Raw genomic sequence first — 23,176 nt, 5'->3', positions numbered from 1 at the left:
ACCTAATTGCTAGGGTGGTTATTCCATAAAATTTGTATTTGCGAAGCACAAATTTTATGGAATTTTCCGTTTTATTCTTTTAAGGCTATATCGTAGCCGATGGTGATGTGATGCATTTCCTTTTTAACGTGTAGTTTAATATAAGACATATAAAAAATGCCAGAATATTGATTCTGGCATTTTTTATGTTTTTTAGTAAAAAAAACTTCCTGTAAAGTTCTGTACAATTTCTATAATAGTCATTAATGCATAGATACCTGCAAGAACAAAAAGGATGGTTTGTTTCTTTTTATCTTTTATCGATAATGCTAATACTACAGGAATAGCTCCCCAAATAATAGAAAATAGAACACTAATAATTCTATAAACTTCTGTAGAATAAAAATCAATATCTACTATAGGGATTAAAAAATAAAAGAATCTTGAAAAGACAAGCCAAATCACTACAAACAAGATTAGATGATCACTTCCTGTAGCTACTTCCTGAGTTGTTTCTCCTATATGATCATATGTTGCTTTTGGATTAGGACCATATTGATTATCTGTAGCTTCTCCTTCTGTTGCAAATAATACAAGTAACCAGATAGCACCAATTAAAGGAATAAGAGCAATGAGTAGCATCCAACCGCTTTTTCCAACATCATGCAGTCTACGAACGGAAAGAGCTAATCCAGGAATAAAAGCGACGAGCCCATATAAAATGTAAACTGGGCCATATCCAATTTCTCGTAAAGCAATACCAAAGATGTGATCTAGTGCAAATGCTACAATAGAAAACAAAAAGTTGAACACAATAAACATCCAATATTCCTCTCTTCTTGATCTACCATTAAATTCTGCATACCTTTTAAATGCTTCTACATATCTATTCATATAATTTTCTGATTATGGTTAGTTATATACGCTATATTACAATTTAAAATTCTAAAAGGAATAGAGTCTTTATAATTTTAGTTCTTAATTCAAAGTACTAGATGGGAGATGTATGTTATTCAATTAATAGACATCGTGTATATCTTAATAATTATAAATACAACTAAAAATAACCCTCTAAAAATACCGCTTCTACTTACAAAATTATGTACCTTTACGCCCCGTAAACGAATCATAGATTTCCATTAATGGCAACGACAAAATACATCTTCGTAACGGGCGGAGTATCATCTTCTTTGGGTAAAGGTATCATTGCCGCATCCCTAGCAAAACTCTTACAAGCACGAGGTCACAGAGTAACAATTCAAAAATTAGATCCTTATATCAATATTGATCCAGGAACTCTTAATCCTTATGAACATGGCGAATGTTACGTAACAGATGATGGCGCTGAAACTGATCTGGATTTAGGACATTATGAGCGTTTTTTAAATGTTCCTACCTCACAAGCAAACAATGTAACCACAGGACGTATTTATCAAAGTGTGATAGATAAAGAACGTAGAGGAGAGTTTTTAGGAAAGACTGTTCAAGTAATTCCTCATATTACTAATGAAATTAAAGAACGTATCCAAATACTTGGGAAGAGTGGCGATTATGATATCGTGATTACTGAGATAGGAGGGACTGTAGGAGATATTGAGTCACTTCCATATATAGAAAGTATACGTCAGCTTAAATGGGAGCTAGGGAAACAAAATTCACTTGTGATACACTTGACACTTATCCCATACCTTGCTGCAGCTGGAGAATTAAAGACAAAACCAACGCAACATAGTGTGAAAACACTCATGGAAAGTGGGATTCAAGCAGATATATTAGTATGTCGTACAGAACATAAACTCAATGATGAATTACGTTCTAAATTAGCGCGTTTTTGTAATGTAGAGCAAGAAGCTGTTATAGAATCTATAGATGCGAGTACTATTTATGATGTACCTAATCTCATGCTTGAGGAAGGACTAGATAAAATTACATTGACTAAGCTAGGATTGGACGATACAACGGTTCCTACATTAACGCGTTGGAACGAATTTTTAACCAAACATAAAAATCCAAAATCGCAGGTTACAATAGGACTTATAGGAAAGTATGTAGAACTTCAGGATTCTTATAAATCGATACTAGAAGCTTTTATTCATGCGGGTGCAGAAAATGAGGTGAAAGTAAAAGTAGAGAGTATACATAGTGAGTACATCAGTGATGAGGTGATTAAAAATAAAATCTCAAAACTAGATGGTGTGCTTGTGGCTCCAGGTTTTGGAGAACGTGGGATTGAAGGAAAAATTAAAGCGGTACAATATGCACGTGAGCATAAGATTCCGTTTTTAGGAATTTGTTTAGGAATGCAGATGGCGGTAATAGAATATGGTAGGAATGTGTGCGCTTTCGCGAAAGCGAACTCTACCGAAATGGATGCCAAAACCCCATATCCTGTAATAGATTTGATGGAAGAGCAGAAAAGTATCACTGATATGGGCGGAACCATGCGTTTAGGAGCTTGGGAATGTGCACTTGCTGAAGACAGTATTGTTAGCGGTGTATATGGGAAGAATGTTATAGAAGAACGTCACCGCCATCGTTATGAATTTAATGATGCATATAGAAGCCAATTGGAAGACGCAGGCATGAAAATAACAGGAACAAATCCTAATACAGGACTTGTTGAAATTATTGAATTGCCAGATCATCCATGGTTTGTAGGTGTACAATACCATCCAGAATATAAGAGTACAGTAGCAAATCCACATCCATTATTTGTGGCATTTGTAAAAGCTGCATTAACACATTCGACAAAAAAATAGTGTCACTATGGCATAAAATAAACGTTTGGAGATAGAATTGCTATCTCTTGTAAGAAATACTACTTTCGCAAAAGCGATTTATACAACACCAATTAATGAAAAAATTTGATAGAACTTCAGTTATAGGAATGCTCTTAATGGGGCTTATTATCATATACATCATGTATACAAGGCCTACTCCTGAAGAGATTGAAGCTCGAGAAGAAGCAAAGAAGGAACAAGTGCAAGAAGCACAAACACAAGAAACTCCAGCAGTTGCAACGCAAGAATTTACAAATACCGTTGCACCAACAGATTCTATTGGGCGTTCTCAATTGCAAAATAGACTAGGTGCTTTTGCATATTCAGGAACACTACCTACAGCTAGAGATGGTGTTACGGTTGTGAAAAATGATGTACTAGAACTAGAAGTAAGTAATAAAGGAGGACACATTGTAAAGGCTACTTTATTACAACATAAAACCTATGATTCTATTCCCGTATACTTAATTAAAGATGGAAATAGCCAATTTAATATTTCTTTTAATACGACAGATAATCGTAATCTGAATACAAAAGATCTATTCTTTGAACCTGTGCTTTCTAAAAATGGGGACAATGAAGTCTTAACGATGCGTTTAAAAGTATCATCTACAGAGTTTTTAGAGTATAGATACGAGTTGAAGCAAGGAGATTATATGCTTGACTTTGGGCTAAAATCACAGGGGCTTTCTCGTGTGTTTAATACAAGTCAGCCTATGCGTTTGCAATGGGATTTTAAAGGAATGCGCCATGCTAAAAGTATTAAGTATGAAAACCGTTATACGCGACTTACGTATGAGTATGAGGATGGGAAAACAGATAAATTGAGTCAAATGGGGGAAGATGATGAGATTCGAAAAGATCTTTCTTGGATGAATTATCGCCAGCATTTCTTTAGTTCTATGCTGTTAACAGATACACCATTTAAAGAAGCGAAACTAACGTCTACTGATTTATTTAAAATAGCAGAAGATGCTGACCAAGAAACAGAGTTTACAAAGGAATATAAAGCAGATCTTTTACTAGAACCTAAAAATGGAGAGTTAAACTATGCAATGAATATGTATTACGGTCCTACGGATTATAAAATCTTAAAAGAATATGATCGTAATCTAGATGAAGCCATGCCATTAGGGTGGGGGATTTTTGGATTCTTAAATAAATATTTAGTTATTCCGTTTTTTGGATTCTTAACTGGATTTTTACCAGCAGGTATTGCTATTATTTTAATGACTATATCTATTAAATTGTTATTATCTCCTGTACAGTACAAGCAATATGTGTCTCAAGCAAAAATGAAAGTGCTTAAGCCAGAGATTGCTGCTATTGGAGAAAAGTATAAGGATAATGCCATGAAGAAACAGCAGGAGACAATGGCCTTATATAGTAAAGCTGGAGCCAGTCCTGCCGCAGGTTGTTTGCCTGCATTTTTACAAATACCCGTATTCTATGCACTATTCACATTCTTCCCATCTGCATTTGATTTAAGAGGAAAGAGTTTCTTATGGGCTGAAGATTTAAGTTCTTATGATGCTATTTTTTCTTGGGATTTTAATATCCCTATCATTTCAAGTTTTTATGGGAACCACATAAGTTTATTTCCAATTCTTGCAGCAGTGACTATTTTCTTCTCTATGCGATTAACAACAGGAAATCAAGCGATGCAACAGCCTACACAAGAAGGAATGCCAGATATGGGGAAAATGATGAAGTATATGATGTACTTCTCCCCATTATTAATGTTATTCTTTTTTAATAATTATGCGAGTGGATTGAGTTTGTATTACTTCATTTCAAACCTTATTACTATTGGAATTATCTTAGTGATCAAGAAGTATATTATTGATGAAGAGAAGATTAAAGCAAAAATTGAAGTAAAGAAGGCAAAGCCTAAAAAACAAGGTCGTTTCCAAAAGAAAATGGCAGAGATCATGGAGCAAGCTGAAAAGCAAAAGAACGCTAAAGGGAAATAATTAGTTGCTCTTTTTAAGATATAAAAGGTGGTACTTAATCAAGTGCCACCTTTTTTAGTTGCTATCTTTAAGGAAGAACAAATGCAGTACAATCTATAATGAGTCCTGTATTTTCTAATGTTCCATAGTCAGATGGGTTAAAAGCGATGCCTGCAATAAAGTGAGTGGGCATTCTAGCTGTTCCTTGGTAGGCGAAAATAGCTTCCTTTTTAGAAGCTATTTTCAATATCCCTTAAGTACTACCAATAGAGGATATAGTATGTGATGCGAAACTCTTAAAATAAATAATACTACCTAACGGAATACTATCTTCTCCAGAATTCCAAAGCAATGTATGTTCATCAATTCCAAAATGAGTACCATTCCATTCAGTATCTGTAAAATAAATATAAGTATTAGGAAAAATAACAGAAGTTGTTTGTATGGTAAATTCGTCTTTTTGAGCATTCATACTTTTAAAAGAAATACTACCTGATTTAAGGATATGATGGGATGGCATACATAAAAAGGCCATTATAATCAAACAACTCATTAAAATAATAACGAAAGATGTGTTTTTCATTTTAAACACTTAATAATAAGTATACTAAAAGTAGGTAACGTTTGTTGTGATGATGTTAATTGAGTATTACCTATGTGTTGCTTTCTGAAGGGGTATTGTTAGTTTTTATATTATTTTGATAACATAACAACAAATGGAGAAGATAATTAAAATCAAGTATTTGTATTAGGTCATTGTTATAATAACAGTTAGTTTTGAAATGACATAGATATTATGGATATAACAATTATTCTGACGTATGGTTTCTTATTTGTAAGTGTTATTTCTATTTGGTTTACGTATAAGATTTTCAATAAAATACCACTCTGGTTATTTTTCCTTACACTATCATTCCTATTTGCTTTAGTATTTGAAAGCGCTTCATTGATATCAGTTATATATATTGGTATCGTAGGATATATAATACACTACTATTATCAGACAAAAAATAAATACGTTTTCTTTTCTATACTTATACTATCCATTCCTTTGATGCTTCATTTTTCATTTCTTGGCTTTCATAATTATAAATATGTAAATGCTGTTAGATTAAGTCCTCACGCTGTTCCTTATAGTCTTTATTTTAATTTAGATAAAACAGCTGTTGGAATTTTTATTATAGGGTTTAGTTTTAAATATTTAAAAGTGAATGTGCTATTTATTGCAAAGCAATTAGTGATTCATCTGCTACTTATGGCATTGCTATTTTTTGTCTTAGCTACTGTATTAGGGTATTCTAAATTTGAACCTAAGCTTCCTTATTTTATGCCTGTATGGATTGTAGTCAATCTATTTTTTACGTGTCTGGCAGAAGAAGCCATTTTTAGAAAACTTATTCAGCAAAGGGTTTACGACGCAGTATCCTCTAAATATGCGTTAGCGATTAGTTTGTTAGTTGCTTCACTAGCATTTGGATTAGCACATTATAACGGCGGAATAATATATATAGTCCTTGCATCAGTAGCGGGACTTTTTTATGGTTATATTTATTATAAAACTAAAAGAATAGAAGCATCAATGCTTTTGCATGTTTTATTTAATTTGATACATCTTTTACTTTTTACATATCCGGCATTAGCTTAGTAAATATGCTAATGTTATTTTAATTATAAGACATAAAAAAAGCTTCGATATAACTGAAAATATCGAAGCTTTTAACCATACTGGCGAGAGATTGTGTTGGTAATCATATAAGTTGGTTGCCAGTAAGGGACTAATTATGGATTATAAATCTCTTATTACACGGTTAATCGCGTGGATTACTCCATTTGCAGCCTGTACATTAGTAACAATGATTCCATTACTACCTCCATCAGGATCTATAATTGCAGGAGTTGCAGCATCTATCGTAATAAGTCCTCCGCCTAGTGTTGGTACATCAGCACCATCAATTCCAGAAAGATCTTCAGCTCTTACATTTGTTTCAGCAACTACATGTAATTCTAACGTAGCAGCAAGAGTAGCTGTAGGAACTTCACTTAATTCAGTAAGTCCTAAGTCTGTTAGTAATGCAGCAAAAGCATCATTTGTTGGTGCAAATACAGTAAAAGGAGCTGGAGTTGTTCCATTTGGAGTTTGTAGCGCACCTACATAATTAAAAGAAGCATCGGCAGTTAATGCAGCTACTAATGATGAGAATGTTGGATCTGCAGTTGCAAATGTCGTTACATCTGGCAATCCTATTACAGCGTCTACAACATGAACAACCCCATTTACAGCTACAATATCAGCTATAATAACATTAGATACACCGTTAAGTGTAACACCATCATCTGTATTAATATACATATTTATTGGAGCATCTATTTCACCATTGAATACTGCTGCTGTATTTACATATGAATTGCTTAAAGAACTAGAAACAGCGACTGCCCCTGGAATTACATGATTAGATAATACTTGTGCAAGTACATCATTATCGACATCACCTAAGGTAGCACCATCTAAAAAGGTTGTAAAAGCATCATTGGTAGGAGCAAATACTGTGAAATCTCCACTTGTATCTGAAAGTAAGTTTACAAAAGCTGTATTTCCTTCATCTGTAAGCGCAGCAACTAATGAACTTAACGCAGGATTTGTAGTTGCAAATGTTACGATCGTTGGAAGTTCAATGACAGTGTCTACAATATGTACAATCCCATTATCGGCATCTACATCAGCAGTTGATACTGTTGATTGTCCATTAATAACAACTCCACTCGTTGTATCTATGTACATATCTATATTAGCTCCACTTGATGGTTCTGTTGCTAGATTCTTTTGATATCCAGTAGAGAGTGCGGTAGAAGCAAGCTCTACGTTAAGGACATGATTTAGTAATAACTGTGTTAATACATCATTGTCTACATCTGCTAAAGGAGTACCTCCTAAAAATGTATCAAATGCTGCATTGGTTGGAGCAAAAACAGTAAAATTCCCATTCCCTCCAAGTGTTGCATCGAGTCCAGTTTGCTGTAATGCAGCTAATAAAGAACTAAAATCGGGATTGTTAGTAACAATGTCAGCTATTGTGTTTGAATTATTTTCGATGATAGGTCCATTATCATCATCATCACTACAAGAAGTAACTCCTGTGAAGGCTATAACGAGTACAGCAATTTTTACATAATTAATTAATGTTTTCATAGATATTGTGTTTGTTTGTTTAACATAAATTTAAAATAGTTAAACAAATAAAATGTTTAAAATAAAGTTAAAATAGTTAAACAAAATTTAAATTTTGTAATAATAGTTGTGAGTGTTTTTATTATTTAAAATGTAAAGCGATAAAATATCAAGGGAATATTTTAAATAATAAAAGGGTTTTGGCTGATTAAATAGAGACTATTAGTGACTGCAATCAATTTATATACGGTCAAGAATATCTTTTTGGATGTTATTTGCGCCACTTTTTATGAAAACATATAATAAGTAGACTGTAACTAACTGATTATCTAGTGAAAAATGCCCATAAAAAAACTTCGATACTTATAAGTACCGAAGTTTTTAATGTAAAATATGTTTCTTCTAGCTAGTTTCTAATAACTCTGTCAAGAGTATGAACGACACCATTTGCAGTTTGTAAATCAGTCATAAGTAAAAGACTTGATTCTCCATCAGGACCTATTATAGCAGGCGTTGTAGCATCTATAGTAATATCAATACCAGAAAAAGTGGTAAAGCTCATTCCGTCCATAGCTGTTAATTCATCGGCTCTAATATTCATATTAATGATATTATGTAATTCTACAATTGTAGATAAATCCATAAGTGGTATATCAGAAATTCCAGTTACATTAAGATCTGTAAACAAATTTGTAAATGCATCGTTAGTAGGAGCAAAACCTGTAAATGGAGTAGCGCCTTCTCCTATAGGAGCTTGTAAAGCTGCTATATAATCTACATTTGGATCTGCCATAATTGCTTCTAATAAAATAGAAAGATTAGGATCTGCAAATACAAAAGTTGTAACATCAGGAAGAGGAATAACAGTATCTACCATATGAATCACCCCATTTGAAGTAACAATATCTGCTTGCGTTACAGAAGAAGCCCCATTAAGCAATACACCATTGTCAGTATTTACATACATAGTGATAGGAGCATTTACATCTCCATTAAATACAGCAGCAGTATTTATATATGAATTGCTTAAAGAAGTAGAAATAGCTACTGTCCCTGGAATTACATGATTAGAAAGCACTTGTCCTAGAACATCATTATCAATATCATCTAAAGTTGCCCCATCTAAGAAAGCTGTAAACGCATCATTTGTAGGTGCAAAAACTGTAAAATCTAAAGATGTATCTGATAATAAATCAGTAAATGTTGTATTTCCTTCATCCGTTAAAGCAGCTTCTAGTATGTCTAAGGAAGGATCTATAGTTGCAAACGTTGCTAAAGTTGGAAGATCGATAATCATATCTACCTCGTGTAAAACACCATTGTCTGCGTCTATATCTGCTGCTATTACTGAAGATTGGTTATTAAGAGTAACACCATTTGCAGTATCAATATACATGTCTATAGTCGCATTTGATGCATCTTCTGTAGCAAGTGTTTTTTGATATCCTGTAGTAAGATCTGCAGCAAAAAGTTCAGTGTTTATAACGTGATTTAATACTACCTGTGTAAGTAAAGCGTTGTCTACATCTTCTATAGCAGTGCCTCCTAAAAAAGCATCAAAAGCCGCGTTATTAGGAGCAAATACAGTAAAAGTACCATTACCTGCTACCGTAGCATTTACACCTGTTTGACTTAAAGCTTGAAGAAAAGAACTATAATTTGGATTGTTTATAATAACGTCCAAAATAGTATTACTAGGTGTGTTGTCAATAATGTTACCATTATCATCATCATCAGCACACGAAATAATACCTATTGCCGTTATAACTAAGAATAGTATCTTAGTATTTAGTAAAATTTTTTTCATAATTGATACTTATTATTTTTGCAAATATATGTGTATCACAAACAAATCATTGTTTTAATTTTCATAAAATGAGTAAACGTAATTTTATTTTTTATCTATGCAGTATTTTCATTTGTTTTTTAGGAAATGCGCAAGAGTTTAACAAGGTAGATGAGAATAATAAAAAGCATGGAAAGTGGCATAAATTCTATGATGGAACAAAACAGTTGCGATATGAAGGAGTTTTTGATCATGGGAAAGAAATAGGAGTTTTTAAATTCTACGATAGAAAAGGAGGGCATGCCACAGCTGTCAAAAAATATACAGAAGGAGATATACTTTTAGAAGTAATTTTTTATACAACCGCTGGGAAAAAAGTAAGTGAAGGGAAAATGAAGGAACGATCTCGTGAAGGGAAGTGGGTCTATTATCATCAAGATGGAATTACGGTCATGACAGAAGAGATGTATGCCAATAATCTTTTAGATGGCGAACGTATTGTTTACTACGAAAACGGAGCTGTTGCCCAGCGTATAATGTATGTGCAAGGAAAAGAAAATGGAGAAGAAATTCATTATTCAGAAAAAGGAATTGTCGTAAAAACCTATACACATCTTAATGGCAAATTACAAGGACCTGTAAAGTTATACGATCTAGAAGGTGTTCTTATGCGTGAAGGAAATTATAAGGATAATAAGAAACACGGTACTTGGAAATACTATAAAAATGGAAAACTAGAGAAAACCGTTAAATTCCCCCTTAATAAAATAGGAGGTGTTCATTAATCCAGGTTAAAATTCTGTTAGTAAACGTTAGCACTTACTACTTGTAACGACTTTTAAAAGAAAAGCTATGTTACAAAGTATAAATAAAGTATCACTGATACTCTTTATAGGAGTATTAGCTAGTCTTTCTTCAATGGTATCACTACAAGCTCAAGAAGTAGCTCCTAATAGTGAGATACATTATTTTTTAGATATCGTAACTACATCTAGCCGGGCTGCGCAAGAAAAGGTATTAAAAACCATTGAAAAAAACTGGAAACCTGAATTTGAAATCATGGCATTGGAAGTCATGTATTTTGGGTATTCTACCGATGTAGGTCTAAAGATGGCGTTGTTATTACAGAAAAAAACTGGACAGAATTTTGGACTCGATTTTAATAAATGGTATGAATACGTTTGGAATAAAGAACAGAAAATACTTCCCGAGTATGCGTATTTTAAATCACAACTTCATAAATCATTAGATGCTAAATTTGAAAACTATTTTCAAGGGAGACAGGAAGGTAGTTTGATTCGTTTGGATGAAATACGATGGGGTGGTGTGCAACAAGATGGTATTCCGCCGTTACGAAATCCTCCAATGATTCCTGCAAACCGTGCACGCTACCTTGAAGATGATCATATTGTATTTGGTATTGAAGTTAATGGAGATGCAAGAGCGTACCCTAAACGCATATTAGCATGGCATGAAATGTTTGTAGATGAAGTAGGAGGAATCCCAGTGACAGGTGTTTATTGTACATTATGCGGTACTGTAATTCTTTATAAAAGTGAGGTAAATGGGACAGTACATCAAATGGGAACTAGCGGTTTTTTATACCGATCCAATAAATTGATGTATGATCAGGCTACACAATCCCTTTGGAGCACCTTAGAAGGAAAACCCGTTGTAGGACCTCTTGTTGGAAAGGGAATTCAAATGAAGTATCTAAGCGTAGTCACTACAACCTGGGGAGAATGGAAAAAACGTCACCCAGAAACACAAGTACTTTCGGTAAATACAGGATACCAACGTGATTATGGAGAAGGCGTTGCTTACCAAGCCTATTTTGCAGATGACAACTTGATGTTTAATGTCCCATCGGTAGATGGAAAATTAAAAAACAAACAATCCATACTCGCAATCCGACTTCCAGAGTATCCTGAGCAACCGTTGGCTATTTCTGTAAAATACCTTAAAAAGAACCCTGTATATCAATCTACCATTGGAGATACTCGATTTGTCGTATTTACAGATAAGACGGGAGCCAATAGAGTCTATGATGCAACCAATTTAAATTTCAAAAAATACGATCAACATAGCACCGCAACAGATCTACGCGGAGATACATGGACGATATATGAAGATCGTATAGAAAATAGTTCGGGTGAAGTACGACCTAGAATCCATACATTTAATGCGTTCTGGTTTGGATGGCAAGCAGCATATCCAGATACAAAACTTGTCAAATAAAGGAATAGTTCTACGGTAAATAATTGCGTAATTTTGCAATGTATTTCAAATGAAGTTATATGTGCTTTAAAGGAATGAAATGACGAAGAAGTTTATACTGAGCTTGTCGAAGTACGAAAGCGTATAAAGTAGAAAATAGATAAGTTGTCACGCTGAGATTGCTGAAGTACGAAAGCGTATACCAAAGAAATTAGAACTAAAATGATGAGATATCCACCTTCGTGGATATGAAAACATTCCTACCGGAGTTTATCCTGAACGATAGTCGAAGGACGGGAATAAATTAATAACATGAGATTCCCGTTTTAACGGGAATGAAGGAATACCCGCCTACGCGGGCATAAATTATGAAAACAGTAGTTGTAGGTCTTAGTGGAGGCGTAGATAGTAGTGTAACTGCCTATTTATTAAAAGAGCAAGGATATAATGTCATTGGTCTTTTTATGAAGAACTGGCATGATGATTCAGTAACTATCTCGGATGAATGTCCGTGGTTAGATGATAGTAATGATGCTATGTTGGTAGCAAATAAACTAGGCATCCCTTTTCAAACAGTAGATCTAAGTGAAGAGTATAAAGAACGTATTGTGAATTATATGTTCAAGGAATACGAGATGGGACGCACCCCAAATCCTGACGTACTTTGTAATCGTGAGATTAAGTTTGATGTATTTATGAAAATTGCATTAAGCTTAGGAGCCGATTATGTGGCTACGGGACACTACTGTCAGAAAGAAACCATTGTCAAAGATGGAAAAGAAATCCATCAATTACTGGCTGGAGCCGATTCCAATAAAGATCAGTCGTATTTCCTGTGTCAATTATCGCAAGAGCAATTGGCAAAGACACTATTTCCTATTGGACATCTCCAAAAACCAGAAGTACGTGAGATTGCATTAGCACAAGATTTAGTGACAGCAGGAAAGAAAGATTCGCAAGGCTTATGTTTTATAGGGAAAGTTCGTCTTCCTGATTTTCTTCAACAGCAATTACGACCTAAAGAAGGTGTGATTGTAGAGATTCCTAAAGAAGCTGTACCGCAAATGATGGGTGAAGATGTGGCTAGCAACGCTTTCGCGAAAGCGGATTTACCCCAACTCGCAGAAAAACCGGTATATAGTGTTACAGACGGTAAAGTCGTTGCCAAACATCAAGGCGCACATTACTTTACAAAAGGACAACGTAAAGGACTTGCTGTAGGAGGAACCGCCGAACCTTTATTTGTGATTGAAACAGACGTAAAAGAAAATGTTATTTATACAGGACAAGGTAAAAGCCACCCTGGATTATATCGTAAAGGACTCTTTGTAAGAGAAGAAGAAATCCATTGGATACGTGAAGACTTAACACTCGCTGTAGATGAGACTATGGAGGTTGAAGCACGCATACGCTATAGACAACCTTTAGAGAAAGCAACTTTGTATCGAGTAGAAGGAGGGATGTATGTAATCTTTGATAATCCGCAAACTGCTATTGCCGAAGGGCAATTTGTTGCATGGTATCATGGAATATCATGTCTAGGATCGGGAGTTATTTCGTAACTTTATAAAAAAACTATAGATTATGAAAAGATTATTACCCTGGGTACTCCTACTTATTCCTATTATTACATTCGCACAAGAAGATGCATGGGTGTTTTTTGCAGATAAAGAAAACGTTGCAGAAAGCATTGCAAACCCTATTAGTATCCTTACACAAGAAGCGATTGACAGAAAAGAAATGCATGGCGTTGTTATTGATGAACGTGATGTTCCTGTCAATGAATCATACATTACACAAGTAAAGCAACAAGCTGGGATTATCGTATTAGCAAAATCAAAATGGTTTAACTGTGTACACGTACGTGGTTCACAAGAAGCTATAGATGCATTAGGAAGCTTACAGTTTGTAGATAGTATTGAGTTTGCAGATGATAGTTTAAATAGTTTAACAGGATCATCAGATGGGTTTGGATTTGTAAAAGACGATCCTCAGGATACTAATGGTCAGCAGCTTGTTGATTATAATTATGGTGCCACCGAAAACCAAGTCACTATGCTAAGCGCTGAGTTTTTACATCAGCAAGACTTTACAGGTGCTGGGATGATCGTTGCGGTATTGGATTCTGGTTTTCCAGGTGTAGATACCAATGCGGGTTTCGCTAGAGTTCGCGATAATGGACGTCTTTTAGATGGATATGACTTTGTAGACCGTGTAGATGATGAGTTTGCCTTTTCAAATAGTAGTCATGGTACACGCACTGCTAGTGATATCGTTGGTTTTATAGAAGATCAATTTGTAGGTACAGCTCCAGATGCATTCTTATACTGTTTCCGTACAGAAGATGTCAATAGTGAAAACCCTGTAGAGGAGTCCTATTGGGTAGAAGCTGCAGAACGTGCAGATAGTTTAGGCGTTGATGTCATTAATACTTCATTAGGATATCGTGCATATGATAATCCAGCCTATAGTCATACCTATGAAGATATGGATGGACAAACCGCTTTTATTTCTAGAGGTTCTAATATCGCCTTTGAAAAAGGAATGCTTCTCGTAACAAGTGCAGGAAATTCTGGTACAGGTATGATTGCGGCTCCGGCAGATGCACCTGGTGCTCTTACTGTAGGAGCTGTAGATAGCAACGGGAATTATGTGAGTTTTAGTAGTATTGGTCCTTCTAGTGATGGCCGTGTGAAGCCAGATGTTATGGCAAAAGGACAGAATAGCGCTGTTATTACTGCTAATGGAAATGTTGATACCAGTAGTGGAACAAGTTTTAGTTCGCCTATTATGGCAGGAGCTGTAACGAGTTTATGGCAAGCTTTTCCAGAACGTACCAATGCAGAAATTATGCAATTTGTACGCGAGTCAGCGCACTTATTTAATAACCCCACCGCACAAATGGGGTATGGAATCCCAAATTTTGAAGATGCGTTTAATGAAGTGGTATTGAGTGTTGAGGAGTCCGCTTTCGCGAAAGCGTATACCGTATCACCTAATCCTGCCAATAGTATCTTTCAAGTACAATTTCCTGAAGGAAACTCACAAGCAACAGTTATTGTTTATGATTTATTAGGGAAGCGAGTCTTAACAAAAGAGATTACCAATACCAATAATAGCATTAATGTTAATACATTGACTTCAGGGGTATACATCATACAAATACAAGATTCAGAACGTTCTACAACACAAAAGCTGATCAAACAATAGTGGGAAAAATCACAGATTTATTTGGAATAGAATATCCGCTTATCCAAGGCGGAATGATTTGGAATAGCGGATGGCGCCTCGCAAGTGCCGTAAGTAATGCAGGAGGATTAGGATTGATAGGAGCCGCTTCTATGTATCCAGAAGTATTGGTAGAACACGTAGAGAAATGTAAAAAAGCCACCGATAAACCTTTTGGGGTTAATATCCCGATGCTCTATCCAAATATAGAGGAGCATATGAAAACGATTGTAGATTATAAAGTGCCTATTGTATTTACAAGTGCTGGGAATCCAAAACTGTGGACAGCACATCTTAAAAAGCACAATGTCAAAGTCGTACATGTAGTTAGTAGTGTCAAGTTTGCATTGAAAGCACAAGCTGCAGGTGTTGATGCCGTGGTTGCTGAAGGTTTTGAAGCTGGAGGTCATAATGGTCGTGAAGAGACAACCACACTCACGTTGATTCCAATGGTAAAAGAACAGCTTGATATTCCGTTAATTGCTGCGGGAGGAATAGGAACAGGAAGAGGAATGCTTGCGGCTATGGTATTAGGTGCCGATGGTGTACAAGTAGGTAGCCGATTTGCCGCGAGTGAAGAATCGAGCGCACATCAGTTATTTAAACAAGCGATTGTAGATGCAAAAGAAGGAGATACTGTTTTGACATTGAAAGAACTGGCACCTGTGCGTTTAATCAAGAATAAGTTCTATACTCAGTTAGCTGACTTATATCAAACATCACCCACCCCAGAGCAGCTCAAAGAACTCTTAGGACGTGCGCGTGCAAAACGTGGTATGTTTGAAGGTGATCTGGAAGATGGCGAACTAGAAATTGGTCAGATATCAGGATTGATTCATGATATCAAACCAGCAGGTCAGATTGTTTCAGAAATGATCACCGAATATAATCAAGTAAAAACCGAACTCAACGCAGTACCTAATTTATAAACCATGGCAAAAGGCTATATACAAACAGTTCATCCAGTACTTCCTGTACGGGATGTAGTAGCCTCATTACGGTATTATGTAGAAAAATTAGGATTTCAAATAGCCTTCGCCGATGATCAACACAATCCTATGTACGCAGGAATTACGCGTGATGGTATTGAGATTCATTTACAGTGGCATGATGCATCTAACTGGAAGCAAATGAATGCTTCTTCGCTACGTTTTGTCATCCAGGACATAGACGCTTTATATGAGGAGTATAAAACTAAGAATGTCTTCCACGAACAAACTTCCTTAAAACAAACATCTTGGGGCACTCGGGAGTTTGCCTTTTTTGATCCAGATATGAATGGGTTGACGTTTTATGTGGATGTTTAATTATAATAAATAATAAAGGGAGTGTCTAAAGAGGTTTTTAAACTCCGCTGAGAATTGCGTATTTGAGAATAACTTTCAGATAACTAGATACCTACCTAAATAATAAAGAGGCTGTCTTGACTTTTTAGACAGCCTCTTTATTGTAAACTCTATGTACTATTTAAGTGCTTATTCTTCTTTTTTATAGACACTCTGTAACTTTTGTTTTTCACTTTGCAACTTTTCTTTTCCGTTTTGTATAGAAGCTTCTAGTGCACTTAGTTTTTCCTCTGCTCTTGTAATTTTAGCTTCTTTTTCAGCAATTTCCTCGGGAGTTAATGCATCTTCTCCAGTTTTTTCTTTTAATTTTATAAGCCTTTCTCTAGCAGCTGCAATTTTCTCTCGTCCCTTAGATATTCTCACCCTTTCTTTAGTTAGCATTTCCTCTTTTTCTTTTATTTTGTTTTTAGCTTCTTCTGCTCTTACTAATCCAAATTCTTTTCCAGACAAACCATTTTTATCTTTACCATAAGCGTTTCCTTTAGCCTTTTCTTTGGCTTTTTCGGCTTTGTCTAGCTCTTTATCTTTAACTTCTTCAGCCTTATCCTTCCCTTTTTGTTTGGCTTCTTCAGCTTTGTCTTTACCTTTTTGTTTGGCTTCTTCAGCTTTGTCTTTACCTTTTTGTTTAGCTACTTCAGCTTTGTCTTTACCTTTTTTCTTTAATTGCTGTGCTTTTTCTTTAGCGACATTTGATTTTCCTTGTGCAATGATTTCTTGATTGCTTATAGCACATATGAATAATGCTATAAATATGAATTTAATATATTTCATAATTTATATTGTATATTTAAATGAATGGAATGTAATACTGGAATAGTTTGTTTTTAATTAAATACCGTCCAGTTCTTCTAAAGAATCTTCTAGTTCTCTGGCTTTAGATTCTATTTCTTTAGAAACGTTTTCAATTTCACTTTCTACAGCTTCAATTTGTTCTACTGCTGCTTTTGTTTCTGCTTCTTCTTTCTTCTTGTTAGTACAAGAAAAAACTCCTATTGAAAGTGCGATAATTAAAAAATGGGTTAGTTTTTTCATAATTAGAAATTTATATTGAGGAATGTTAAATTTACTAAAAAAAATGTTAAAATGAAATTAACAGCTTTTTCATTAAAAAAATATAATCAGATACTCTAGCCATAATGATAAAGATTTCCTTTTTCATAGGTTTTAAGAGTAGGACTTTTTACTATGATGTATGTAGAAGTACGCTTTCGCGAAATCGAGCTTGCGAGATTCACGACCAAAAGGGAGAGCATAGCGTTAAAGCGTATAAATTATGCTCACCAATAGTATTTTGATAGATAACTTTCAGAAAGAGGTTCACAAACATCTTTACTAGTATACTATTTACTGTTATATCAATAACTAGAAATTACTTAATTATTCATTAATCTCTTGTGAAGTAAGTATTGGACAACAAAAAAAACATAACTATGTATTCGTGTTTTTTTTAGAATTTAAATACACCTTTCTTCTGAAATGCACTCTAAAAACAATTGATTCAATTTTAATAACAATGTATAGGAAATTACTTTTATAGTTAATTTAAAATGTAAATAAAATGTTAAAATCCTACAAACTACTTCTTGCCTTGTGTGTGGTTATTTTTACCTCTGCCTTAAGTGCGCAAGATTATGGTATACTTATTAAAAATCATTTAGAGACCAACAAAAATGTCTTTGGAATTACGGATCAAGATATTTCAGGGTTAACTATCCAAAATGAAGTGTTTAGCAAGAAAAGCAATACAACACATGTGTATGCTATCCAAAAAATAAATAACATCGAAATTTTTAATGGTGTTATAAATGTTGCTTTCAAAGATGGTATAATTATTCATGTAGCAAATAACTTGCAAAGTGATATTGCATCTAGAGTAAATGTAGTCTCTCCAGTATTGTCGCCTATTCAAGCAGCTTCTAATGCAGCGACTTCTTTAGGTTTGGGAAATGCTAATTTCTCGTTAGATCAAACCATTTCTTCACAAGAATTTGTTTTAACACAAGGTGGTGTGTCTTTAGAAAAAGTTCCTGTAAAATTGGTGTATCAATCTATGGAAGATCATACAATTAGACTTGCTTGGGACTTAAGTATTCATACTACAGATGCTAAGCATTGGTACAGTGTTCGTGTAGACGCACTTAATGGAACGCTTCTTCAACAACATGACTGGGTAGTTAATTGTACATTCGAAAATCATGATCATGAAAGTTCATCTGTAACTACTAATACATTTATTTCTGGCTTTGGTGTTCGAGAAGAAATTATTGCTAATGAACTTTTAGCAGGTGAACAATATAATGTATTCCCGCTTCCAGTAGAAAGCCCAAATCATGGCACAAATCAATTAGTAGTAGATCCTCAAAATACAATAGCATCTCCTTTTGGTTGGCATGATACTAATGGGGTAGAAGGTGCAGAATTTACCATCACTAGAGGAAATAATGTGTATGCCTATGAAGATATAAATCCAGATAATGCTCCTGGAGCTTCTCCAGATGGAGGTGACGCGTTGGATTTTAATTTTGCGTACAATTTTAATACAGAGCCTGTGAACATGGTTGAGGCTACGACAACAAATTTATTTTATTGGAATAATATTTTACATGATATTACATATCAATATGGTTTTGATGAAGCAAGTGGAAATTTTCAAGAAAATAATTATGGAAACGGAGGCGGACAGGGTGATTCTGTAAATGCTGAATCTCAAGAAGGAAATTCATTTGGGGGCGCTTTTTTTGGAACACCTCCAGATGGGGCAAATCCTAGAATGCGAGTGGGCCTTTTTAATCCTTCTACAGCCCCAACAGAAGTACTTACGATTGATGGGGGTTCTTTAGATGGAGGCTATATAGGTGCTCCAGCTAATTTTGGTGATCCATTACCAGACGATACACCATTAGAAGGTGAATTAGCTTTAACTGAAGATGATAATGCTGGAAATTCAACAGACTCGATAGATGCTTGTGATACAATTATAAATGGGGCAGATTTAGCTGGTAATATTGCGATTATTAGAAGAGGAGAATGTGAGTTTGGAGTAAAAGTTTTAGCAGCAGAAAACGAAGGTGCTATTGCTGTTATTATGGTAAATAATGTAGAAGGTCCTCCTACGATAATGGGACCTGGAGCTGTAGGTAATCAAGTTTCTATACCTAGTATTATGGTAAGTCAAAGTGATGGCGAAGCTATCATAGCGGCACTTCAAGGAGGAGAGGTTATAAATGGTTCTTTAATAAATCCAGGAAGCTTTCAGATAGATGGGAGTTTGGATAATGCTGTAGTAGCTCATGAGTATGCTCATGGTATATCTAATAGATTAACTGGCGGAGGTACAAATGTAAGCTGTTTGCAAAATGAAGAACAAATGGGAGAAGGATGGTCTGATTACTTTGGAATGGTTTTAACCATGACAGCAGATGATTTTGCAGAGGAAGCAAGAGGAATAGGGACATATGCCTTCGGACAACCAGCAGATGGTCCCGGTATTAGACCAAGACCTTATAGTACAGATTTTGCAGTTAATGATTTGACATATGGAGATGTGTCTGATGCGGCTAACATTTCAGTACCTCATGGCGTAGGTACTATTTGGTCTACTATATTATGGGACATGACCTGGGCTTTTATAGATGAGTATGGTTTTGATGACGACTTTTATAATGGAACAGGTGGTAATAACATCGCTCTTCAATTAGTAATAGATGGTATGAAATTACAATCGTGTAGCCCTGGTTTTGTTGATGGTAGAGATGGTATTTTAGCAGCAGTAGAAATCAATACAATAATTCCAGAAGATGAGAAAGATTTCGCAACATGTACCATATGGAATGTGTTTGCTACACGTGGTGTTGGTTTTAGTGCTGAGCAAGGAAGTTCTAATAACAGATTTGATCAAACGGAGGCTTTTGATCTTCCTAGTGATGTTATTGAAAGTTGCGAAGATTTATTAAGTGTCAATGAAAATGATTTAGACACTATATTTAACATATTCCCTAATCCTTCAAATGGTGAAATTACTGTGAATGTAGCTGGTACATTCGGAGAAGGAAACATTCGCATTTATGATATCAATGGTAGAGAGGTGTATAATAAGCCTGCAACGCTTCAAGGGAGGGTATCTGTAAACGCTACAGGACTTACCAGGGGTGTATATATTATGAACATCGTAAATGATAGCACTACGTATACTTCTAAAATTATCATACAATAAAAGAAGTATATTATTTTAAAAGAAAAGAGGGTTTCAACATTGTCGAAACCCTCTTTTTTATATTCATAATGAAGTTTAAGTTGATTGAATTTTATAATTGTCTTATTAAAAAAAGATTGTGTATTGTATTATTATTAGTGACCCTTATTCCGTAAAGTCTATAAGACGCATCTAAAATAGATAATTAAACCTGACTCTGCTGGTAGGTAGGCTAACCCAGCTGTTTATTAAACTCTTTTCAATATCTAGAGGAATCTTGGTTTGATATCTCGATCCTTGAATCGATTCCTTTTTAGTCCAGAATTTACCATGAGATTTAATACCTTTTATTTTTAGTTTTATAATTTCTAACATATTACGTATTGATTTTTAGAGTATACGCTTTCGCGAAAGCGTACAAAAGAGAACTCCCATTGTATGAAGCAACACTTGATTACTATTAAATTTTTGATAGAATAAGAAATGTATTGGTATCGCCAAAATTCATTAATTTATCTATTAACTTTTGAAGATCAAGTTGACTTTTAAGCAGTACTTTTAAATGAATATTTTGACTTCCCGTAATTCTATGTGCTTCAACTACTTCTGGAAGTGTTGCTACTTGTTGAATAACATGTTTTAATTGTCCTTGAAATACCTTGAGAAGAATAAAAGCTTCAATGTCGTACCCTAGTTTTCGTTGATTTATCTGTATGCTATACTTTTCAATCACTTCATTATCCTCCATTTTTTGAACTCGCTCACGAACCGCTGAAGGTGATAAATTTATCTTTCTACCAAGATCTGCAAAAGATAATCGTGAATTATCTTTTAAAATAGCTAAAAGCTTGTTGTCAATAGAATTTATCATTTGTTTTTATACTTAAATTGTTAAATTAAAGTTGATTCATTTGTCAAGATTAAATAAATCTAATGAATCAATTTCTATATGCAATATACTACATGTAATTTTAAAATATTCAGATTTGGATAACTGAACACATAGAAAATTTAATAATTTAAACGTAAATACATATAATGAAAACTGCATTTCACTTTGCATTTAAGGTAAAAGACATCCAAAGCACTATACAGTTTTATCAAGATATATTGGGATGTGAAAAAGGAAGAGAAACAGAAAATTGGGTAGATTTTAATTTCTTTGGACATCAACTTTCAGCTCACGTATCCAACAATAGACCTCCATTAGACTTTTGTGGTTTTGTAGAAAAGCTTAAAGTTCCTATTCCTCATTTTGGATGTGTTTTAGAACATAAGGATTTTGAAATTATAAAAGAACGATTACAAAATAATGGTTTAGATTTTATTATAAAACCTCAAGATAGATATAAAGGATTAAGTGGAGAACAGCAAACCATGTTTGTATTAGATTTTAGCGATAATCCTTTAGAGTTTAAAAGTTATAAGTACTCAAAAGAAATTTTTGCTAATTGAATTAAATTCATTTAAAATCAAAGGCTTAAGCTGTTAATTTACTAATCTCTTTTCTATTTCTTAATTATATTAATAGCATATACCTTATGTGATTTATAGGATAGATATAGTTTGTAAGCTAGCTTTTATATAACACTTATACACAAACCAAGAATATAATTATAAATATTATGATAAATAGATTAATGAAAACCAACGTGATAATAGTTTTCTTAGTATTTCAAACTTTAACTAGCTTAATATATAGTCAAGAAACCGAAAAACAACATATGGCTAAGCTATCTTTCTTAATTGGAAATTGGTCTGGTGCTTCTTATTCATTAAAAAAAAGCGACACCACAAAAATTAAAGTTAACGAAAGTGTAAATTATATTTTAGATGGAAATGCGATTACTTTAGATGTAACCTCTTCAGCTGTTCAACTTCATACACTTATAACATATAATTTAGAAGATAGTTGTTATTATTATCAACCTACAAGTAAAACCGAAAGTTATAAGAAGTCAAAAGGGTATTATGTAGATGGTAAATTTGTAGTTCAATTTAATGCTAAAGGTCGACTCACTTTTGAGAAGACAAAAAATGGTGAATTTCATGAATATGGAGAAAGATTGAAAGATGGTGTTTGGGAAAAATATTTTGAAGATATTTTACAACCAGTTCCTTCTAATTATTTTTTTTCTGCAAAAAAAGAAAAAATCACAAAAGAATATATAGATCCAATTACTGCATTAACAAATGTAGTTTCTGTAGAATATGAAAATTTTAAAAGCATATACATAGCTGGTCAAGTAGGTACTGGAGATACTAAAGAAGCACAGCTTGAAACAGCTTATAAAGCCATTGAAAAGCGGTTAGCACAAGCTGGTGCTTCCTTTTCTGATTTGGTAGAAATGAAAATTTATATTGTTGATTATGATCCAGATAAAGATTTGGATATGTTTTTTAGAGTAAGAGAAAGACTCTATGGAGACATGAAAATGCCACCAAATGTATTTATTGGAATCTCTTCACTTTATAGCAGGGAGAAATTGATTGAATTATCGGGAACAGCAGTACTTATCAAATAAAAAAA

At 34.2% G+C, this 23,176-nt stretch carries 20 protein-coding genes; 12 read left to right on the top strand and 8 right to left on the bottom strand.

Annotation, left to right across the window (positions count from 1 at the left end; translation table 11 throughout):
- Positions 1-192: 192 nt before the first annotated feature.
- Complete coding sequence (locus Q1A60_RS18210) at positions 193-873, bottom strand: DUF805 domain-containing protein (protein ID WP_299767754.1); 681 nt, start codon at positions 871-873, stop codon at positions 193-195.
- A gap of 248 nt (positions 874-1,121) precedes the next feature.
- Between Q1A60_RS18210 and Q1A60_RS18205 the strand changes: the two genes are divergently transcribed.
- Both Q1A60_RS18205 and yidC read left to right on the top strand, forming a co-directional pair.
- Positions 1,122-2,738: a CTP synthase gene (locus Q1A60_RS18205; protein WP_299767752.1), complete on the top strand. Its 1,617-nt coding sequence runs from the start codon at positions 1,122-1,124 to the stop codon at positions 2,736-2,738.
- 95 nt (positions 2,739-2,833) lie between these two features.
- The gene (gene yidC / locus Q1A60_RS18200) at positions 2,834-4,732 is read left to right on the top strand and encodes a membrane protein insertase YidC (protein ID WP_299767750.1); all 1,899 of its coding nucleotides are present in this window, start codon (positions 2,834-2,836) and stop codon (positions 4,730-4,732) included.
- A 67-nt stretch (positions 4,733-4,799) separates the two neighbouring features.
- On the opposite strand, the gene Q1A60_RS18195 is transcribed toward yidC, so the two are convergent.
- Positions 4,800-4,958, bottom strand: coding sequence for a hypothetical protein (locus tag Q1A60_RS18195; RefSeq protein ID WP_299767748.1), 159 nt, complete (start codon positions 4,956-4,958; stop codon positions 4,800-4,802).
- Positions 4,959-4,964: 6 nt separating this feature from the next.
- Positions 4,965-5,294: a hypothetical protein gene (locus tag Q1A60_RS18190; RefSeq protein WP_299767746.1), complete on the bottom strand. Its 330-nt coding sequence runs from the start codon at positions 5,292-5,294 to the stop codon at positions 4,965-4,967.
- A gap of 213 nt (positions 5,295-5,507) precedes the next feature.
- Here Q1A60_RS18190 and Q1A60_RS18185 point away from each other — a divergent pair, with 213 nt between their 5' ends.
- The gene (locus tag Q1A60_RS18185) at positions 5,508-6,356 is read left to right on the top strand and encodes a type II CAAX endopeptidase family protein (protein ID WP_299767744.1); all 849 of its coding nucleotides are present in this window, start codon (positions 5,508-5,510) and stop codon (positions 6,354-6,356) included.
- A gap of 141 nt (positions 6,357-6,497) precedes the next feature.
- On the opposite strand, the gene Q1A60_RS18180 is transcribed toward Q1A60_RS18185, so the two are convergent.
- The gene (locus tag Q1A60_RS18180) at positions 6,498-7,898 is read right to left on the bottom strand and encodes a fasciclin domain-containing protein (protein ID WP_299767742.1); all 1,401 of its coding nucleotides are present in this window, start codon (positions 7,896-7,898) and stop codon (positions 6,498-6,500) included.
- Between the two features lie 385 nt (positions 7,899-8,283).
- The gene (locus tag Q1A60_RS18175) at positions 8,284-9,684 is read right to left on the bottom strand and encodes a fasciclin domain-containing protein (protein WP_299767741.1); all 1,401 of its coding nucleotides are present in this window, start codon (positions 9,682-9,684) and stop codon (positions 8,284-8,286) included.
- Positions 9,685-9,752: 68 nt separating this feature from the next.
- Between Q1A60_RS18175 and Q1A60_RS18170 the strand changes: the two genes are divergently transcribed.
- The 6 genes from Q1A60_RS18170 (at position 9,753) to Q1A60_RS18145 (ending at position 16,415) form a co-directional block, all read left to right on the top strand.
- Positions 9,753-10,448, top strand: coding sequence for a hypothetical protein (locus Q1A60_RS18170; RefSeq protein WP_299767739.1), 696 nt, complete (start codon positions 9,753-9,755; stop codon positions 10,446-10,448).
- A 67-nt stretch (positions 10,449-10,515) separates the two neighbouring features.
- Positions 10,516-11,901, top strand: coding sequence for a DUF3179 domain-containing protein (locus Q1A60_RS18165; RefSeq protein WP_299767737.1), 1,386 nt, complete (start codon positions 10,516-10,518; stop codon positions 11,899-11,901).
- Positions 11,902-12,248: 347 nt separating this feature from the next.
- The gene (mnmA, locus tag Q1A60_RS18160) at positions 12,249-13,442 is read left to right on the top strand and encodes a tRNA 2-thiouridine(34) synthase MnmA (RefSeq protein ID WP_299767735.1); all 1,194 of its coding nucleotides are present in this window, start codon (positions 12,249-12,251) and stop codon (positions 13,440-13,442) included.
- Positions 13,443-13,464: 22 nt separating this feature from the next.
- Positions 13,465-15,090, top strand: a complete 1,626-nt coding sequence (locus Q1A60_RS18155; RefSeq protein WP_299767733.1) for a S8 family serine peptidase — start codon at positions 13,465-13,467, stop codon at positions 15,088-15,090.
- Positions 15,087-16,037, top strand: a complete 951-nt coding sequence (locus tag Q1A60_RS18150) for a nitronate monooxygenase (RefSeq protein WP_299767760.1) — start codon at positions 15,087-15,089, stop codon at positions 16,035-16,037. Before Q1A60_RS18155 ends, Q1A60_RS18150 begins: the two co-directional genes overlap by 4 nt.
- Positions 16,038-16,040: 3 nt before the next feature.
- On the top strand, positions 16,041-16,415 hold the full coding sequence (locus tag Q1A60_RS18145) for a VOC family protein (protein ID WP_299767732.1): 375 nt from the start codon (positions 16,041-16,043) through the stop codon (positions 16,413-16,415).
- A gap of 168 nt (positions 16,416-16,583) precedes the next feature.
- Here the strand turns inward: Q1A60_RS18145 and Q1A60_RS18140 are convergent, their stop codons facing one another.
- Together Q1A60_RS18140 and Q1A60_RS18135 are read right to left on the bottom strand one after the other, a co-directional pair.
- Positions 16,584-17,225 carry a hypothetical protein gene (locus Q1A60_RS18140; protein ID WP_299767730.1) on the bottom strand — a complete coding sequence of 214 codons (642 nt, stop codon included), beginning with the start codon at positions 17,223-17,225 and terminating at the stop codon, positions 16,584-16,586.
- Positions 17,226-17,282: 57 nt separating this feature from the next.
- A complete protein-coding gene (locus tag Q1A60_RS18135) occupies positions 17,283-17,486 on the bottom strand; it encodes a hypothetical protein (RefSeq protein ID WP_299767728.1) in 204 nt (67 codons plus the stop codon).
- A gap of 526 nt (positions 17,487-18,012) precedes the next feature.
- Here Q1A60_RS18135 and Q1A60_RS18130 point away from each other — a divergent pair.
- Positions 18,013-20,667, top strand: a complete 2,655-nt coding sequence (locus Q1A60_RS18130) for a T9SS-dependent M36 family metallopeptidase (RefSeq protein ID WP_299767727.1) — start codon at positions 18,013-18,015, stop codon at positions 20,665-20,667.
- A gap of 439 nt (positions 20,668-21,106) precedes the next feature.
- Here the strand turns inward: Q1A60_RS18130 and Q1A60_RS18125 are convergent, their stop codons facing one another.
- Complete coding sequence (locus tag Q1A60_RS18125) at positions 21,107-21,517, bottom strand: Lrp/AsnC family transcriptional regulator (RefSeq protein WP_299767725.1); 411 nt, start codon at positions 21,515-21,517, stop codon at positions 21,107-21,109.
- A 167-nt stretch (positions 21,518-21,684) separates the two neighbouring features.
- Between Q1A60_RS18125 and Q1A60_RS18120 the strand changes: the two genes are divergently transcribed.
- A complete protein-coding gene (locus tag Q1A60_RS18120) occupies positions 21,685-22,101 on the top strand; it encodes a VOC family protein (protein WP_089372383.1) in 417 nt (138 codons plus the stop codon).
- A gap of 269 nt (positions 22,102-22,370) precedes the next feature.
- Positions 22,371-23,171, top strand: a complete 801-nt coding sequence (locus Q1A60_RS18115) for a Rid family hydrolase (RefSeq protein ID WP_179218187.1) — start codon at positions 22,371-22,373, stop codon at positions 23,169-23,171.
- Positions 23,172-23,176: the final 5 nt, after the last annotated feature.

The organism is uncultured Dokdonia sp., assembly GCF_947492535.1.
Taxonomy (GTDB): domain Bacteria; phylum Bacteroidota; class Bacteroidia; order Flavobacteriales; family Flavobacteriaceae; genus Dokdonia.
The sequence above is the reverse complement of the archived record's forward strand: the minus strand, read 5'-3'. Positions and strand labels throughout refer to the sequence as shown.